Source organism: Rhizobium sp. GCM10022189 (assembly GCF_042656325.1).
Classification (GTDB): domain Bacteria; phylum Pseudomonadota; class Alphaproteobacteria; order Rhizobiales; family Rhizobiaceae; genus Rhizobium.
Map to the genome: position 1 here is coordinate 15,748 of NZ_JBHSOR010000046.1, position 14,672 is coordinate 30,419.

The following is a 14,672-nucleotide window of genomic DNA, read 5'->3' on the forward strand; positions in this document are numbered from 1 at the left end:
CCGGTTGCCGAAGCCAGGCCGGGAGGGCCGCCTGTCGCTCGAATAGGCGCAGCCAATTTGACGGACATCAAAGAGTGAGCCGCCTGCATGCCCTAAAACCGCGGCCGAGGCCAAGATCGGCCCCGAACGATAGGAGAAATGCAATGCGTCTGAAATTTGGACTGATCGCTGCCGCGGCGGTTCTGATGGCATCGACAGCGCCGCTCATGGCGGCCGACCATCAGATCCAGATGCTCAACAAGGGCGCTGACGGCGCAATGGTTTTCGAGCCGGGATTCGTCAAGGTCGCACCCGGCGACACCGTTACCTTCGTGCCCACCGACAAGAGCCACAATGCCGAGACCTACAAGGGTCTTATTCCGGATGGGGCAGCCGAGTTCAAGTCCAAGCCCAGCGAACAGTTCCAGGCCAAGCTCGACGTCCCCGGCGCCTATGTCATCAAATGCACGCCGCACGCCGGCATGGGCATGGTCGTGCTGATCCAGGTCGGCGACAATCCCACCAACCTCGAAGCCATCAAGACCGCCAAGGTTCCGAACATGGTGCGCAAGCGCCTTGACGCAGCCCTCGCGCAGATCACTCAGGTGACGCAGTAAGTCACGCAACCATACAGGTTCTCACAGGTGGCGGCGGCCTGCGCCCCACCTGCGGACCGGGAGACATATCATGATCAGACACTTTGCGCTCGCCGCAGCAGGCATGCTTTGCCTTGCCGGATCGGCGCAGGCTCACATCACGCTCGAGCAGACCGAGGCGGTATCGGGCAAGGCTTACAAGGCCGTGCTGCGCGTCGGTCACGGCTGCGAAGGCAAGGCGACCGTCAGGATCCGGGTGAAGATCCCCGAAGGGCTGCTGTCGGCCAAGCCCATGCCGAAGACGGGCTGGACGCTGGAAAAAATCCGCGGCCCCTTCGAAAAAAGCTACGATCTCTACGGAGAGCAGGTCAAGGAAGGCGTGACCGAGATCGTATGGCAGGGCGGCTCGCTTGCCGACGACGAATATGATGAATTCGTATTTCGCGCCACGGTCGCCAAGGAACTGCCTGCGTCTACACGCATATATGTTCCCGTCGTCCAGGAATGCGCCGAAGGCGCGGTCGAGCGCTGGATCGACATTCCTGCTGCCGGCAAGACCTCCGACGATTACGAGACCCCGGCGCCGTTCTTCGACGTCGTCGCCAAGCCCCATTCCTGAAGCGCGGCCGAGACGAGCCCGGAAGGTCATCGCCCATGGCACGGAATTTTCCACTATGGGCTGCTTTCTGCCTTCTCGCGCGTGCCGCGGGGCTGCTCATGGTCATGGCGGCAGGCGCTGACGCCCACGCCGTCCTGACCGCATCCTTTCCTGCGAACGGCGCCATTGTCGCCGTCGCGCCGGAAAAGGTCCTGCTGCGTTTTAACGAAACGGTCAGGATCATTCGCCTCGGAATGGTCGCGCCCAACGGAGCGGCCAAGGACCTTTCGGCCAATCCGACTGGCGCCGAAATCGCCGTACCGATACCCGGTCCGCTCGCAGACGGGACGGTGATCGTCAGCTACAGGGTGGCATCGGAAGACGGGCATCCGGTCGGCGGCTCCATCGTCTTTCATGTCGGCAAACCGTCGGCACGCTCCGGAAATGTTTCCGAGACGCCATCGGAGGCACTGCTTGCCGCCATCTGGTTCAGCAATATGGGCGCGACGCTCGCCGTCGCAGCCGTCGTCGGAGGCGCATTTTTCAATCGCTGGCTCGATCCGGCAAGCATGCGCGCCGGCTCCCCTGCCCTGGCAGCGGTCGCAATCGTCTTCGTCCTGGCACGGCTCTATCTTCAGGGGCTGGACGATATCGGTGCGGGCCTCGTCTGGGCCGGACCGGAGCCGATCGCTCAGGCTTTCTCCGACCGGACGGGGACTGCCCAATGTCTTACGCTTGCGGCGATTGTGCTTGCGCTCCTGCCGCTGCGTCTGCGCTCGGCGCGGATGGCGTCTGCCGCGGCCCTGGTCCTTGCCTCCTTCGCCTTTACGCTGACCGGCCACAGTTCCATGGCGCAGCCCCGCCTCATCGCGCAGGCATCGATCTTCCTGCACGCTGCCGTCATGCTTTTCTGGATCGGAAGCCTGCCGCCGCTCCTGCGCCTCAGCCGCTCCGCTGGGGGCCGGCGGCCGCTGCGGATCTTCTCGCAGCTGATCCCCGTTCCCTTCGTCCTGATGCTGCTCGCGGGATTGCTGCTTGCCGTCATGGAAATTCCCCGCGTCGACCTGGCGTGGTCGTCGCTGTTTGCGCGCATTCTGGCAATCAAGATCGGCCTTGTCGCGGTTCTGTGCATGCTGGCGCTCTACAATCGGTTCTGGCTGACCGCCCCGGCGCTCGCCGGAAATCCTGCTGCGCGGCGCAGGCTGGGCTGGAGCATCGGCGGAGAGATCGCGCTGGCGCTGTTGATCGTGGCAACGGCCTCACTGTGGCGCTTCGCAGGTCCCGGACAATATCAATATGCGCATGTGCATCCGGCAATGTCGCTCCATCTGCATGGGCAGAAAGCAATGGCCGAGCTCGAAACGGCACCCCGGCCCGACGGTACGGTTGACGTCCAGGTTTCGATCATGAGCCCGCAATTCGATCCGATACGGCCGCGAAGCGTCTCTCTCAGCCTGCGCAGCGCCGCACTCGGGATCGAACCTCTCAAGTACAGGCTGACGAGTGCCGCAGACGGCACATGGACGGCAACCAACCTGCCGCTTTCTGATATGGCCGGCTGGAGCGTGGACGTGCAGATATTGATCGACGACTTCAATCTCGTCCATCTCGAAGGCAATTTCCCGTCAGAATCAGGCAGCTAGGCCGCGACCGTGCGGCAACGCCGTCCATCGGGCATGGCAGAATGTCGCGTGATGCGTCGTTCAGCGCTGGAGGAACAGGCTCGCGGCAATGGCAATGGCCGCGATGACCGCGGTGACGACACCGGTGCGCTGGAGCACGCCCATCCGATAGAGCGTAATCGCGAAGATCACGATGACAGGTGTTGCGATCGAAAGTCCGATTTGCGCGTCGCTCATGGGGTCTCCTTTGTGAGCGCACAATAACCAGGCGCCGCGAACGCTTCTTTGAGATCGGTCAAAGAGGCCCCCGCTCGACGAACGGCCGTCCGCAGGCGACGACCTTCTGTTTGCGGTTTCACAAAGACGGGCGCCCGACGGCACCCTATGCACGACGCATGACCTTGATGACCTCAAGCCGCGAGACGCGCGATACGGACAACGGCGACCTGCTGGTATGGATCCTCGCCTGGAGCGAGCTCGTTGCCTTCGGGGCGCTGCTGACCGCCTTCGTCGTTGCCTCCATGCTGCATCCGGAAACATTCGCTGCCGGCAAGGCGAGGCTTCATCACACTCTGCCGGTCGTGAACACGGTCGTGCTTCTGGCAAGCGGCTGGTTTGCAGCCAGGTCCGGCGAACAGAACACGACCTCTCGCCGCCGACTGATGCTGCTTGCGGCGGCCCTGGGAGGGATTGTCTTCGTCGGGCTCAAATGTGTGGAATATGCGTTCGAAGGCGCTTCACTTCTGGCCGGCGATCCGTTCTCGCAGCTCTATCTGCTCATCACCGGGTTTCACCTGACGCATGTGGCATTCGGATCGATGATCCTCATTCTGGTTTCGGTCTTCCCGACGCGCGAAAACGTCCATCTGATCAGCACGCTCTGGCATGTGATCGACATCGTCTGGCTCGTCATGTTTCCGGTCATCTACCTGCTATGAAACGTCCCGACCATCCGAATTGCTCGCGCGCGCTGCTGCTGCTCCTTGCTCTGACGGGCAGCATGTTCGTCGTGACCCGCGCCCTGCCGCACGGCGTGTTGCCTGCATTGGCCGCGGTCGTGATCGCCACGATTGCCGTCATCAAGATCCGGCTCGTCGTACTGGATTTTCTCGGGCTTCGCGGGGCCAGGACACCGTTGAGCGCCGCCTTATGGTCCTGGGCGGCATTCGTGCTGCTGATCGCCGTTGCCCGCTCCGCCCTGCAACTGTCTGTCTGACGGCCTGCACCGACTTTGGAAGTCAAGGCGCCTGCAGGCGGCATATGGCTTGCCGCCCTGGCGACATTCGCCGGTTTGCTTGCGAATGAGCAAAGAGCTTGCGGCCGATTTCCGCCATTCCCTTCCGACGAGCCCGCTGGCTCGATTTCCGACGTCACGGCGGCATCGCCACTGACATGAAAGGATGATCGATGGCTGAACGCCTGACAAAAACCGCGGCCCGCAACGTGTTCTACGGCGGGTCTGCATTCTTCTTCGCCATATTCGTGGGCCTCACCGCCCACAGTCACTATTACATCCGCACGGTTTCCACCAACGAGGCGACCCTGACGGAAAGCGTCGCCCGCGGAAAACATATCTGGGAAAAGAACGCCTGTATCAACTGCCACACGCTCGACGGCGAGGGCGCCTATTTCGCGCCGGAACTGTCGAACGTCTGGATCCGCTGGGGCGGAGACAAGGACCCGGCCAGTGCCCGCGAGGCGCTTCACGCATGGATGGCGGCGCAGCCCTCCGGCATCGAGGGCCGGCGGCAGATGCCGCAGTTCAATCTGACGGACCAGGAGGTCGATGACCTCGCCGACTTCCTCGAATGGGTCAGCAAGACCAACACCCAGAACTGGCCCCCGAACCAGGCCGGCTGACAGCGAGAGGATATAGACATGAAATACAAGACCCAGAGCATCGCAATGCTCTATTTCTACGGCGCTCTCGGCCTGTTCATGGCCCAGCTCCTGTTCGGCGTGCTGGCCGGCACCATCTACGTGCTGCCCAATACGCTATCCGTCGAGCTGCCCTTCAACATCGTGCGCATGATCCATACCAATGCGCTGATCGTCTGGCTGCTCATGGGCTTCATGGGAACGACCTACTTCCTGCTGCCGGAAGAATGCGAAACCGAGCTTTACAGCACCAGGATCGCAATCGCGCAGTTCTGGATTTTCCTGATCGCAGCGGCAGTCGCCGTCGTCGGCTATCTCTTCCATATTCATGAAGGCCGCGAATTCCTGGAACAGCCCTTCGCCATCAAGGTCGGGATCGTGATCGTGGCGCTGATGTTCCTTTTCAACGTCACCATGACCGCGCTCAAGGGGCGCAAGACGACGATCACCAACATCCTGCTGTTCGGCCTTTGGGGCGTTGCGATCTTCTTCCTCTTCGCCTTCTACAACCCGATCAATCTGGCGCTCGACAAGATGTACTGGTGGTATGTCGTCCATCTGTGGGTCGAGGGCGTCTGGGAGCTGATCATGGCGTCGGTTCTCGCCTTCCTGATGATCAAGCTGAACGGCATCGACCGGGAAGTGGTCGAAAAGTGGCTCTACGTCATCATTGGACTGGCGCTGTTTTCCGGGATCCTCGGCACCGGCCACCACTACTACTGGATCGGCGCGCCCGGTTACTGGCAGTGGATCGGATCGCTTTTCTCGACGCTCGAAGTGGCCCCCTTCTTCACCATGGTCGTGTTCACCTTCGTCATGACCTGGCGCGCCGGCCGCAAGCATGAAAACCGGGCTGCCCTTCTCTGGTCGCTCGGATGCTCGGTCATGGCCTTCTTCGGCGCCGGCGTCTGGGGCTTCCTGCATACGCTGTCGTCGGTCAACTATTATACCCACGGCACGCAGATCACCGCAGCGCACGGGCATCTGGCCTTCTTCGGCGCCTATGTGATGCTCAACCTTGCGGCCATGGCCTATGCCGTCCCGCAGATCCGCGGCCGCGCGCCCTATAATCAATGGCTGTCGATCGCCAGTTTCTGGATCATGTGCACCGCCATGTCGGTCATGACCTTCGCGCTCACCTTCGCCGGCATCATCCAGGTGCACCTGCAGCGGGTGCTCGGCGAGTCCTACATGGAGGTCCAGGACCAGCTTGCTCTCTTCTATTGGGTCAGACTTGGCTCCGGCATCTTCGTATTCATCAGCGCCCTGATGTTCATCTGGTCGCTGCTCGTTCCCGGACGGACGCGCATCCCGAGCCCGGTGGCCCAGCCCGCCGAATGAGGCGGGCCATTTTCCTGGAGAACAGTGATGACGATAGCCTTCAACCATCCGCTTAATCCCGATGTCGAAATCCCGCATTACACGCCTCAGGGGAACGAATGCGCACTCTTCGAGCACGCCTGGACGCGACAGCTCCCGATCCTGCTGAAAGGGCCGACCGGTTGCGGCAAGACACGGTTCGTGCAGCATATGGCCGCCCGTCTCGGCCTGCCCTTGTCGACCGTCTCCTGCCACGACGACCTGACCGCCGCCGATCTTACCGGCCGCTACCTTCTCAAGGGCGGGGAAACGGTCTGGATGGACGGGCCGCTCACCAAGGCCGTTCGGGACGGCGGCATCTGCTACCTCGATGAAATCGTCGAGGCACGCAAGGACGTGAGCGTGGTTCTCCACCCGTTGACGGACGACCGGCGCATCCTGCCGCTCGAACGGACCGGCGAAGTCCTGGAAGCCGGTCCGGGATTCATGGTGATCGTCTCCTACAATCCCGGGTACCAGAACCTGATGAAGGCGCTGAAGCCCAGCACCCGGCAGCGGTTCGTGTCGATCGAATTCGACTTCCTGCCGCCCGAACGGGAGATCGCCACCGTGTCCCTGGAAAGCGGCCTTGCCGAGGCCAGGGTCGCACCGCTTGTCGAACTCGCCCGGCGCCTGCGCGCGCTCAAGGGCCAGGATCTCGAAGAAGGTGTTTCGACCCGCCTGCTCATCTATTGCGCCTCGCTGATCGATGCCGGCCTGCCGGCGATCGATGCCGTGCGCGCCGCCATCATCGAGCCGCTGACGGACGAACCGGACGTCAAGGCTGCCCTCGTCGAGGTTGCCAGAGCCGCGATCGGATAGGTGAAGCATGCTGGAATTCCTGGAACTCGAAGAGACGGTAGGACGCGCCTGGCATCGGCTGGTCGGCGACACCAGCTCATGGCCGCACCACCCGGCCGAAGCCGTTCACCTTGCAGAGCTCAGGCCGCAGCTTGCCGTCTGCTTCAGGGCGTTCGGCGGCGACCCTACGCTGCAGATCCAGCGAGCACGGCAGAAAACGTCGATGCACAGGCTGCGCCTCAGGCAGGTCATCGGCCTCGGCGAGGAACGGTCGGACCATCCGAGCTGGGACGACACGGCAATCCACCTGCCTGCCGCTATCGATTTCTTCGAGGAGCGCTCGCTCAACCGGGATCTCTATTTCTGGCTGGCCGCCTATGTGGCGGCCGCGCCATGCGTTGCGCCCCCTGCCGACCCGGCCCTCGCCGATCTCTGGCGGATCGAGACAGGCCGCAAGAACGCCGCACTGGTCATCCGCAGCTTTCCCGGCATGGCGGCGCGCTACGCACGGCTGACGGAAGCGCTGCTTGGCTGCCGCAGGCGCGGCACGCTTCCCCAGGCGGAACGGTGGATCGAAGAATTCGCCCAGCTGGCGCTCACCGTTCCCCTGCATCATCCCCTTCCCGACATTCTCCGCCCGACCATAACCGCCGCCCCTGCCGGCTATCTGCCGATGCTGCCTTTGCCGGTCTGGCCGGATTTCAGGGGACGCGGCGAGACCAGCCCATCCGAACGCGACGACCTTCCTTCCGATCAGGCAGGCAACGACCAACAGGCCCGGCCGTCGCACGAGGCGACGCGCAGACGCGACGCCGAGGACCGCAAGCGCGATCCCTTTATCTTGAACCGCTTCGAAAAGATCCTCGCCATGGCGGAGATGGTCAATGTCGATCGCCCGAGCGATGACGGCGAGGAGCACGATCCCTCGGCGGCTGACGAGCTTGAGGAAATCACGCTCAGCGAAACGCGCGAACGGCCGAAATCGAAATTTCACTTCGACCTGGACCTGTCGCCCGAGGCCGTCGATCCGAAGACGATAGACGGAGAATTCGTCTATCCGGAATGGGATTTCAGGAAGGGCCGGTATCTTGCCGACCACTGCCGCGTCGTGGCCGGCACTCCCTCCGGCGATACGGACCGGGCAATCGTCAGCGATGCCGCCCTCGTGCGCAAGGTCAGGCGCCAGTTCGAAACGCTGCGCCCCAAGCGGGAGCTGCGGAGGGCTCAGCTCGACGGTGAGCAGATCGATCTCGAAGCGGCCATCCGCTCCCGCATCGACTTCATCGCCACCGGCCAGCCGGATGACCGCATCTATGCGAGCGCCCGCCCCGCAAGCCACGAACTTGCGACCGCGATCCTTGTCGACGTCTCCCTGTCGACGGACTCCTGGGTCGACAACCGCAGGGTTCTCGACGTCGAAATGCAGGCGCTCGACGTCCTTGCCCGCGGCCTGCAATCCTGTGGCGACCGCTTTTCCATCAAGACCTTCACATCGCGCCGGCGCGACTGGGTCCGCGTCGATACGATCAAGGATTTCGACGAGACTTTCTCGGTCAGGACCGCCGGCCGTATCGCAGGCCTGAGGCCCGGCTACTATACCCGCATGGGAGCGGCCATCCGGCACATATCCAGCCAGCTGGAAAGCGACGGCGCCAGGAAGAAGCTGCTGCTCATTCTCACCGACGGCAAACCCAACGATGTCGATCACTACGAGGGCCGCTTTGCGCTCGAAGACAGCCGCAAGGCCGTCATGGAGGCGCGCGCCAGGGGACAGGCGGTCTTTGCCGTGACGGTGGATCGCAGCGCCGGCGACTATCTGCCGGCAATCTTCGGCAGATCCGGGTTCGCGCTCGTGTCGAGCATTGCGAAATTGCCGAGCGCGCTGCCCGCGATCTACAGGAACTTGACGACATAACGACGCGAAAGAATCAATCCACCCCCTTTCGCTCGCGGAGAACCAGGCGGAATCGCTTCCGGCCTGGTTTTCTGTGCCGATGGCGCGAGGATGACCGGCCAGCGCATCGCAGCCGATCGCCTGCCGCCTCTCCCCGGCCGGCCGCGGGTCATGCCGCCTTGCTGTGGGTCCGGCCGAAGGAACCGAAATAGGCGTCGAAGGCCGCGGCGACGGCACGGACCATGAAGCGATGCTGCTTCGAGACGCGGACGCAGCCGCCTTCGATCGTCACCACGCCATCCGATGCGAGACTGTCCAGCCGCTCGTTCCGCTCGAGGAGGAAGCCGGCGTCGTAGCCGGCTTCTGCGCCGAGCCTTGTGAGATCGACCTTGAAGTCGCACATCAGCCGTTCGATCACTCTGGCGCGGAACCTGTCCTCATCGGTCAGCCCGTAGCCCTTGGCGGTTGCGAGGATTCCCGAGGCGATCCGCTCCGCGTAGCGACCAAGGGCAACGTGGTTCTGGACGTAGCCGCCCGGCAGACGCCCGATCGCCGAAGCGCCGAGCCCGATCAGGGCATCGCATTCGTCGGTCGTGTAGCCCTGGAAGTTCCGCCGCAGGGTTCCCGAGGCGGAGGCGATGGCAAGCTGATCGTCGGGCAAGGAAAAATGGTCGAGGCCGACGCGGACATATCCGGCGCTCTCCAGCTCGCCTGCAATCGCCTCGGCCTGCTCGTTGCGTTGCGCAGCGTCGGGCAGAACAGTCTCGTTGATCAGCCGCTGATGTTTCTTGAAGGCCGGCACATGGGCATATCCGAAGACTGCGAAACGCTCCGGCCGCAGCTCGACAGCCATTCTTACCGTTTCGATGCAGGATTGAACGGTCTGGTGCGGGAGCCCGTAGATGAGGTCGAAATTGATGCTCGTCACACCGTAGCCTCTCAGCCCAGTCACGGCTGCCTGCGTCTGCTCAAAGCTCTGGACCCGGTTGATCGCCTTCTGCACGATCGGGTCGAAGCTCTGGACGCCGAGGCTTGCCCGGTCGACGCCGTTTTCGCCCAGCGCCGATATCATTGCGCTCGATAGCGTCCGCGGATCGATCTCGACAGCAACGCTGCAGTCGCTCGTAAACTGGAAAGCGCTCTTGAGCTTGTTCATCAGGCTCGCAAATTCGTCCGGCTTCATGATCGTCGGCGTGCCGCCGCCGAAATGGACGTTCCGGACCGGGACCTCGTTTCGGGCGGCCTGAGACACAAGTTCGATCTCCTGGTTCAGGACGTCGAGATATTCGAGCACGGGCGCATCCTGGCGCGTGATCGTGGTGTGACAGCCGCAGTACCAGCACATGGAACGACAGAACGGAACGTGCAGGTAGACGGAGACGGGTCCGGAGGCGGCAACATCTGAAAGGCCGTGCGCATATTGCTCCGGCCCGACCGCCGGCGAAAACGCAGGCGCGGTCGGATAGCTGGTGTAACGTGGCAGGCGGGCCTCGCCATATTTGGCGACCAGGGTATCGGACATTTCGGCTTCCTTCATGAGAGTATCATGACGTGCATAGGCCGATAACGGGGCGCTCTTCCTTGTCCTGGATCAATAATGGGCCGCGCGGGACTGACAACTGACAATCGCCCGGCTGTTTGCTCGCTGTCAAAGTCGCCCGCTGCGCACCCGGCTATCGTCCGCCACGACACAGGACAGGCCGCGGTCCGGTCACTTGTCATCTCGCGGAAAAAGGAAACAGCCATAATGACTGAAGCGCCAGCCACGCAGACCGCGGTCGCACATATCGACGTGCGGGTCCTGCCGCCCATCGAACGCCATCCCCGGATCTTCGGCACGCTGCACTCGCTGACACCGGGCCAGAGCCTGCACATTACCAGCGATCACGAACCTCGCCCGCTGCAGTACCAGCTCGACACCGCCCTGCCCGGAAAATTCTCGTGGGAATATCTGGAACAGGGACCGGATGTCTGGCGCGTCGAGATCACCCGCCTCGATGCGGGCTGCGACTGCTGCTGCGGCAGCCACTAGCGCCGGAGACGCGCCATGATGCCCGTGGGCACGACCCTGTCGCGGTGGACGATGTCGTATTTCGGCGCGGCGCTGTCTTACCTGCTGCTGGCGGAGTGCCTGCTGGCAGCCGGCATCTGGACGCCGTCCCTCGGCATCGGCGAGCCCGGAGCGCTGGCCATCGTGCATGCGGTGACGCTCGGATGGCTTCTGCTTCTCATGATCGGATCGTTGCTTCAGTTTGCGCCGGTGCTGACAGGCCGTGATCGGCCGACCGGCCGCTTCGATCCGGTCGCATTTGCCGGCATGGCCGCCGGCCCGGCGCTTCTCATGCTGGGCTTTCATCTCATCGGCATCGGTTCGGCTGCGGCCGGCCCTGTCATGGTCGCAGCATCCGTCACGATCTCGATCTCCATCGCCGCTGTCTCGCTGTCCCTGTCGGCCCTGCTCTGGCGGGGACGGCGCGTGCACGCCGCCTCCCTCATCGTGCTCGTCGGCATCGGCTGCCTGCTCGTGACGACGGCATTTGGCGTCCTGTTTGCCCTGACGATATCCGGTCAGACGGAAGAACCGGCACTCGTCGCCTACGGTGCGGAAGCGGTGGCCTTCCACGCGAGCTTCGGTCTTGGCGGATGGATGACGTTTGCGGCGATCGGCGTCAGCTACAAGCTGCTGCCGATGTTCCTCCTGTCCAACGACATGCGCAAGGCGCAGCTCATTCGCCGGTCGAGCACGCTGGCGGTCCTCATCCTGTCGGCCGCAGCGATCGCCGCCGCCGTCGCACCCGATGTCGCACGCGCGCTCTTTCTGTCGGCCGCGGTGCTGTTTGCCGCAATCGTCGCCGCCTATCTCCTCGAGATCTACGGGACATACCGCACCAGGCGCCGTCCGGTGCTCGAGCTGAATACGCTGGGCTCGCTGCCGGCCTTCATGATGCTCGGCCTTTCCGTCGTCCTCCTCGCCCTGTCCCTGTTTCTCCATGCCGAGACGCCCGTCGTGTCGGCGATCGTCTATCTCTTCGTGTTCGGCTGGCTCACCGGTTTCGGTCTCGCCCAGCTCCTGAAGATCGTTCCCTTTCTCACCTGGATCGAGGCCTTCGGCCCGCTTCTTGGCCGCAGGCCGACGCCGAAGCTCGGCGAACTGATCAACGGGCGCCGGGCCGGCGTCTGGCTTGGCCTCTTCTACTTCTCGGTGGTCGGCGCCGCGCTCGCGCTCTGGCTTGGATCGGACACGGGTTTTCGCATATTCGCGGCCGTTCAGACCGCATCGACCTTCGCTCTCATCGGCGAGCTGGTGCTTGCCCGCACGCTCGCAAACGTGCCTCCCCGATTGAAGAGCGCACCATTTCACAAGCCGGCGCTGTTGCTCGCCGCAAACCACAGGGGTAACGCCAATGGTTCAGTTTCGTGAACTCGACGTCCGACAAATCCTGCGCGATGGCGGCACGCCATTCCAGCTCATCATGGACACATTCGCCGGCCTCGAACCCGACGAGGGCCTGAAGCTGCGCGCGATATTCGAACCCGTCCCTTTGATCCGCCAGCTCGAACAGCGCGGTTATTCGCATGTCGCAAAGCGCCTGGCCGATGACGACTGGGAAATCGATTTCATCCCGAACAAGCCCATTCAGCGATCCGAACCGGCCGTCGCCGCCACTGAAGCGGTCTGGCCCGATCCGGTCTGGAACCTCGACCTGACCGACCTTGCGCCGCCCGAGCCGATGGAGCGTATCCTGTCCCGGCTGGAGACGATGGCGGACGGCGAGGTTCTTTTCGCCCTTCTCAACCGGGAGCCCGTCTTCCTCTTCAACGAATTGAAGGCGCGGGGCCACGAATGGATCGGCAATTTCGATTCGTCCGGCAAGACCTATCGGATCATGATCAGGACGACGGCGGGAGGTGAGAGCAATGCTGGCGACTGAGGTCACGGAGCAGGATGTGCGCGACGCGTTGCGCGAAATAGAAGATCCCGAAATGGGGACGAGCATCGTCGATCTCGGCCTGGTCTACGAAATCGACGTCACCGAGCCCGCCGTCGTGAAGATCAAGATGACCACGACCACCCGCTTCTGTCCGGCGTCGGGCTATATTGCCGAGGCTGCGCGCCAGCGCGTCGAGGACATGGCCGGCGTGAGCCGCGCCGTCATCGATCTCGTCTACGAGCCGGCATGGTCGCCGGATATGGTGTCGCTCTTCGGCCTGCCGAAGGCCTGATGCTTTTTTCATGGGGCGGACCGGCCGCCTGACGGGCAAGGCTGCGCGTCGAAGCTGGACAATCAGTTCGCCTTACCCTCTATTGGAGAGGCCGATGAGCGAAGACCTGGACAACAAGAAGAACCTGTTTGGATTGCAGCCGGACGGAAGCCCGGTGGTAGACGCCGGCGTTCTTGCCGAACGTTTCGGCCTGACACCCGACCTTCTCATGGATCACCTACGCCGGGGCTTTGTCCGCTCGAGAGTGGAGATCGGCACCGGCGCGGACGCCGGCAGGCGGCGCCTTTCTGTGCGCATCGGCAATCGGGTCTGGATTGCCATCGTCAGCGACGACGGCCATGTGCTCAGCGAGGAAATGCGGTTTTCGGGCACGGGCTCTGGCGGCGAGCGCCGCTGAACGGAAAAGGCCGCTCGCACGGCCTTTCCGGTCAGGCATATCACCTTCCATTCACCGCCAGGGGTTTGCGCCCGGACCACAGGAGCGGCGCGTGTTCCGCCGCGAACAATCCGAAGGCCGCCGTCCATCCGACCGCCGCCACGATGAGGATCTCGGTGCTCAGCCCGGGGACGAGTTCGGCAAGTGGCCGGATGAGCGCGACAGCGCCGAGCAGGACGTAGGAAATATTGGTCATGCGGCTTGATTTCAGTTTCCGTCCGGTATGGCCCCGCGTCGCCCGTGTCATCACCGCGAGCATCATCATCGAAATCGTGCCGATCGCGAAGACATGCAGCACCGCCACCTCGGGCAGCCATCCGGAGGCCTGAAGCGAAATGGCGGCAAAGCCGAGCGGAACGAACAGGAAGGAAGCGTGCAGGACGAACAGGATGGGTTCCGCCCAGGTGGTCCAGCCGCGCCAGCGAACGAGCCTGACCGTGTTGAGAACCGCCGCGACAGCGGCCGTCCCGCATGCCACCGTCGAATCCGGCAAGCACGCCCACAGGACGAGCGCGACCGCGCCGACAATGATGGTTGCGGCATCGAAACTGTTGTACGGGACCGGAAAATCCGTGCGGCCGAACTGGTTGATCCAGTTGCGGGTGAAGCTCGGCAATATCCTGCCTCCGACAATCGTCACCAGCAGGACGTAGGCTCCGATGCCGAGACGGATCGCTACATCCGGGCCTACGTCGCCGATGACTTCGACGTGGAAGAGCAGATTGGCGAGCGACAGGACGAAAAGACCCGCGATGACCTTCAGGTCCTTCCATTTTTTTCCCGCCACGACCTCGCGCGCGCAGACGAGCAGCATGACCGGCAGGAACAGGCTGTCGATGGCGCTCGCCGCGACAATGCCGATCGAGCCGCTGAGCAGCATGGCCAGGCGGCCGGCGCACCAGACCGCAAAGAGCACGACGAGCGGCCGGCCGGCGATCGGCAGGCGTCCGGTCCAGTTCGGGATCGCCGTCAGCAGGAAGCCTGCCAGAACCGCCGGCGCAAAACCGAACAGCATCTCGTGTGCGTGCCAGTACAATGTCCCGTAATCCGACGCGACGGGGATGCCGAAGTTCAGATAGGCGATCCACAGATCGATACTTGCGATGGCCCAGAGTGCTGCGGCGAGAAAGAAGGGCCGGAAGCCGTAGGAAAAGAGGACCGGTCCGGTTCGCGACATGCCGCGCGGAAGATCGCGCGCGGCGTCCGAAGTGTTTTTCATTTCCGTGTCTCCAAATTGACGACACAGCAATGCAAAAGATTGTCGGGGCAGTCGTTGAGATTACGC

Annotated in this window: 17 protein-coding genes; 14 read left to right on the top strand and 3 right to left on the bottom strand. The window is 63.2% G+C overall.

Going from position 1 to position 14,672, the window contains the following annotated elements; genetic code table 11:
• The first annotated feature begins 143 nt into the window (after positions 1-143).
• The 3 genes from ACFPWW_RS18245 (at position 144) to ACFPWW_RS18255 (ending at position 2,816) form a co-directional block, all read left to right on the top strand.
• Entirely contained in the window at positions 144-596 is a 453-nt protein-coding gene (locus ACFPWW_RS18245) for a pseudoazurin (RefSeq protein WP_112568861.1), read from the top strand.
• A gap of 70 nt (positions 597-666) precedes the next feature.
• Positions 667-1,194: a YcnI family protein gene (locus tag ACFPWW_RS18250; RefSeq protein ID WP_112568863.1), complete on the top strand. Its 528-nt coding sequence runs from the start codon at positions 667-669 to the stop codon at positions 1,192-1,194.
• A gap of 98 nt (positions 1,195-1,292) precedes the next feature.
• Entirely contained in the window at positions 1,293-2,816 is a 1,524-nt protein-coding gene (locus tag ACFPWW_RS18255; RefSeq protein ID WP_377312827.1) for a copper resistance CopC/CopD family protein, read from the top strand.
• Between the two features lie 60 nt (positions 2,817-2,876).
• Here the strand turns inward: ACFPWW_RS18255 and ACFPWW_RS18260 are convergent, their stop codons facing one another.
• The gene (locus ACFPWW_RS18260; protein ID WP_183727154.1) at positions 2,877-3,032 is read right to left on the bottom strand and encodes a hypothetical protein; all 156 of its coding nucleotides are present in this window, start codon (positions 3,030-3,032) and stop codon (positions 2,877-2,879) included.
• Positions 3,033-3,190: 158 nt separating this feature from the next.
• Here ACFPWW_RS18260 and ACFPWW_RS18265 point away from each other — a divergent pair, with 158 nt between their 5' ends.
• The 6 genes from ACFPWW_RS18265 to ACFPWW_RS18290 all read left to right on the top strand — a co-directional run bounded on the left by ACFPWW_RS18265 (position 3,191) and on the right by ACFPWW_RS18290 (position 8,748).
• Positions 3,191-3,733: a cytochrome c oxidase subunit 3 gene (locus ACFPWW_RS18265; RefSeq protein WP_113414057.1), complete on the top strand. Its 543-nt coding sequence runs from the start codon at positions 3,191-3,193 to the stop codon at positions 3,731-3,733.
• Positions 3,730-4,011, top strand: coding sequence for a cytochrome C oxidase subunit IV family protein (locus ACFPWW_RS18270; protein ID WP_377312830.1), 282 nt, complete (start codon positions 3,730-3,732; stop codon positions 4,009-4,011). Before ACFPWW_RS18265 ends, ACFPWW_RS18270 begins: the two co-directional genes overlap by 4 nt.
• A gap of 191 nt (positions 4,012-4,202) precedes the next feature.
• The gene (locus ACFPWW_RS18275; protein ID WP_112568869.1) at positions 4,203-4,655 is read left to right on the top strand and encodes a c-type cytochrome; all 453 of its coding nucleotides are present in this window, start codon (positions 4,203-4,205) and stop codon (positions 4,653-4,655) included.
• An 18-nt stretch (positions 4,656-4,673) separates the two neighbouring features.
• On the top strand, positions 4,674-6,014 hold the full coding sequence (locus ACFPWW_RS18280) for a cbb3-type cytochrome c oxidase subunit I (RefSeq protein WP_112568871.1): 1,341 nt from the start codon (positions 4,674-4,676) through the stop codon (positions 6,012-6,014).
• Positions 6,015-6,041: 27 nt separating this feature from the next.
• The gene (locus tag ACFPWW_RS18285) at positions 6,042-6,854 is read left to right on the top strand and encodes a CbbQ/NirQ/NorQ/GpvN family protein (protein WP_112702848.1); all 813 of its coding nucleotides are present in this window, start codon (positions 6,042-6,044) and stop codon (positions 6,852-6,854) included.
• 7 nt (positions 6,855-6,861) lie between these two features.
• Positions 6,862-8,748 carry a nitric oxide reductase activation protein NorD gene (locus tag ACFPWW_RS18290; RefSeq protein ID WP_377312833.1) on the top strand — a complete coding sequence of 629 codons (1,887 nt, stop codon included), beginning with the start codon at positions 6,862-6,864 and terminating at the stop codon, positions 8,746-8,748.
• Positions 8,749-8,896: 148 nt separating this feature from the next.
• Here the strand turns inward: ACFPWW_RS18290 and hemN are convergent, their stop codons facing one another.
• Positions 8,897-10,249 carry an oxygen-independent coproporphyrinogen III oxidase gene (gene hemN, locus ACFPWW_RS18295; protein ID WP_377312835.1) on the bottom strand — a complete coding sequence of 451 codons (1,353 nt, stop codon included), beginning with the start codon at positions 10,247-10,249 and terminating at the stop codon, positions 8,897-8,899.
• Positions 10,250-10,474: 225 nt separating this feature from the next.
• Between hemN and ACFPWW_RS18300 the strand changes: the two genes are divergently transcribed.
• The 5 genes from ACFPWW_RS18300 (at position 10,475) to ACFPWW_RS18320 (ending at position 13,348) form a co-directional block, all read left to right on the top strand.
• Complete coding sequence (locus ACFPWW_RS18300; protein ID WP_377312837.1) at positions 10,475-10,759, top strand: DUF2249 domain-containing protein; 285 nt, start codon at positions 10,475-10,477, stop codon at positions 10,757-10,759.
• A gap of 15 nt (positions 10,760-10,774) precedes the next feature.
• Entirely contained in the window at positions 10,775-12,148 is a 1,374-nt protein-coding gene (locus tag ACFPWW_RS18305; RefSeq protein ID WP_377312838.1) for a hypothetical protein, read from the top strand.
• Entirely contained in the window at positions 12,132-12,659 is a 528-nt protein-coding gene (locus ACFPWW_RS18310) for a DUF2249 domain-containing protein (RefSeq protein WP_112758294.1), read from the top strand. The genes ACFPWW_RS18305 and ACFPWW_RS18310 overlap by 17 nt, the downstream gene beginning before the upstream one ends.
• Complete coding sequence (locus ACFPWW_RS18315; RefSeq protein WP_377312839.1) at positions 12,646-12,951, top strand: metal-sulfur cluster assembly factor; 306 nt, start codon at positions 12,646-12,648, stop codon at positions 12,949-12,951. The genes ACFPWW_RS18310 and ACFPWW_RS18315 overlap by 14 nt, the downstream gene beginning before the upstream one ends.
• A gap of 94 nt (positions 12,952-13,045) precedes the next feature.
• Positions 13,046-13,348: a DUF6522 family protein gene (locus ACFPWW_RS18320; protein WP_377312840.1), complete on the top strand. Its 303-nt coding sequence runs from the start codon at positions 13,046-13,048 to the stop codon at positions 13,346-13,348.
• A gap of 40 nt (positions 13,349-13,388) precedes the next feature.
• On the opposite strand, the gene ACFPWW_RS18325 is transcribed toward ACFPWW_RS18320, so the two are convergent.
• On the bottom strand, positions 13,389-14,606 hold the full coding sequence (locus ACFPWW_RS18325; protein WP_377312841.1) for an NnrS family protein: 1,218 nt from the start codon (positions 14,604-14,606) through the stop codon (positions 13,389-13,391).
• Between the last annotated feature and the right edge of the window lie 66 nt (positions 14,607-14,672).

What these genes read in the sequence shown, in the direction of transcription:
- ACFPWW_RS18245 (WP_112568861.1), top strand. Translation starts at nt 144, where the DNA reads ATGCGTCTGAAATTTGGACTGATCGCTGCCGCGGCGGTTCTGATGGCA.
- ACFPWW_RS18250 (WP_112568863.1), top strand. Translation starts at nt 667, where the DNA reads ATGATCAGACACTTTGCGCTCGCCGCAGCAGGCATGCTTTGCCTTGCC.
- ACFPWW_RS18255 (WP_377312827.1), top strand. Translation starts at nt 1,293, where the DNA reads ATGGTCATGGCGGCAGGCGCTGACGCCCACGCCGTCCTGACCGCATCC.
- ACFPWW_RS18260 (WP_183727154.1), bottom strand. Translation starts at nt 3,032, where the DNA reads ATGAGCGACGCGCAAATCGGACTTTCGATCGCAACACCTGTCATCGTG.
- ACFPWW_RS18265 (WP_113414057.1), top strand. Translation starts at nt 3,191, where the DNA reads ATGACCTTGATGACCTCAAGCCGCGAGACGCGCGATACGGACAACGGC.
- ACFPWW_RS18270 (WP_377312830.1), top strand. Translation starts at nt 3,730, where the DNA reads ATGAAACGTCCCGACCATCCGAATTGCTCGCGCGCGCTGCTGCTGCTC.
- ACFPWW_RS18275 (WP_112568869.1), top strand. Translation starts at nt 4,203, where the DNA reads ATGGCTGAACGCCTGACAAAAACCGCGGCCCGCAACGTGTTCTACGGC.
- ACFPWW_RS18280 (WP_112568871.1), top strand. Translation starts at nt 4,674, where the DNA reads ATGAAATACAAGACCCAGAGCATCGCAATGCTCTATTTCTACGGCGCT.
- ACFPWW_RS18285 (WP_112702848.1), top strand. Translation starts at nt 6,042, where the DNA reads ATGACGATAGCCTTCAACCATCCGCTTAATCCCGATGTCGAAATCCCG.
- ACFPWW_RS18290 (WP_377312833.1), top strand. Translation starts at nt 6,862, where the DNA reads ATGCTGGAATTCCTGGAACTCGAAGAGACGGTAGGACGCGCCTGGCAT.
- hemN (WP_377312835.1), bottom strand. Translation starts at nt 10,249, where the DNA reads ATGTCCGATACCCTGGTCGCCAAATATGGCGAGGCCCGCCTGCCACGT.
- ACFPWW_RS18300 (WP_377312837.1), top strand. Translation starts at nt 10,475, where the DNA reads ATGACTGAAGCGCCAGCCACGCAGACCGCGGTCGCACATATCGACGTG.
- ACFPWW_RS18305 (WP_377312838.1), top strand. Translation starts at nt 10,775, where the DNA reads ATGATGCCCGTGGGCACGACCCTGTCGCGGTGGACGATGTCGTATTTC.
- ACFPWW_RS18310 (WP_112758294.1), top strand. Translation starts at nt 12,132, where the DNA reads ATGGTTCAGTTTCGTGAACTCGACGTCCGACAAATCCTGCGCGATGGC.
- ACFPWW_RS18315 (WP_377312839.1), top strand. Translation starts at nt 12,646, where the DNA reads ATGCTGGCGACTGAGGTCACGGAGCAGGATGTGCGCGACGCGTTGCGC.
- ACFPWW_RS18320 (WP_377312840.1), top strand. Translation starts at nt 13,046, where the DNA reads ATGAGCGAAGACCTGGACAACAAGAAGAACCTGTTTGGATTGCAGCCG.
- ACFPWW_RS18325 (WP_377312841.1), bottom strand. Translation starts at nt 14,606, where the DNA reads ATGAAAAACACTTCGGACGCCGCGCGCGATCTTCCGCGCGGCATGTCG.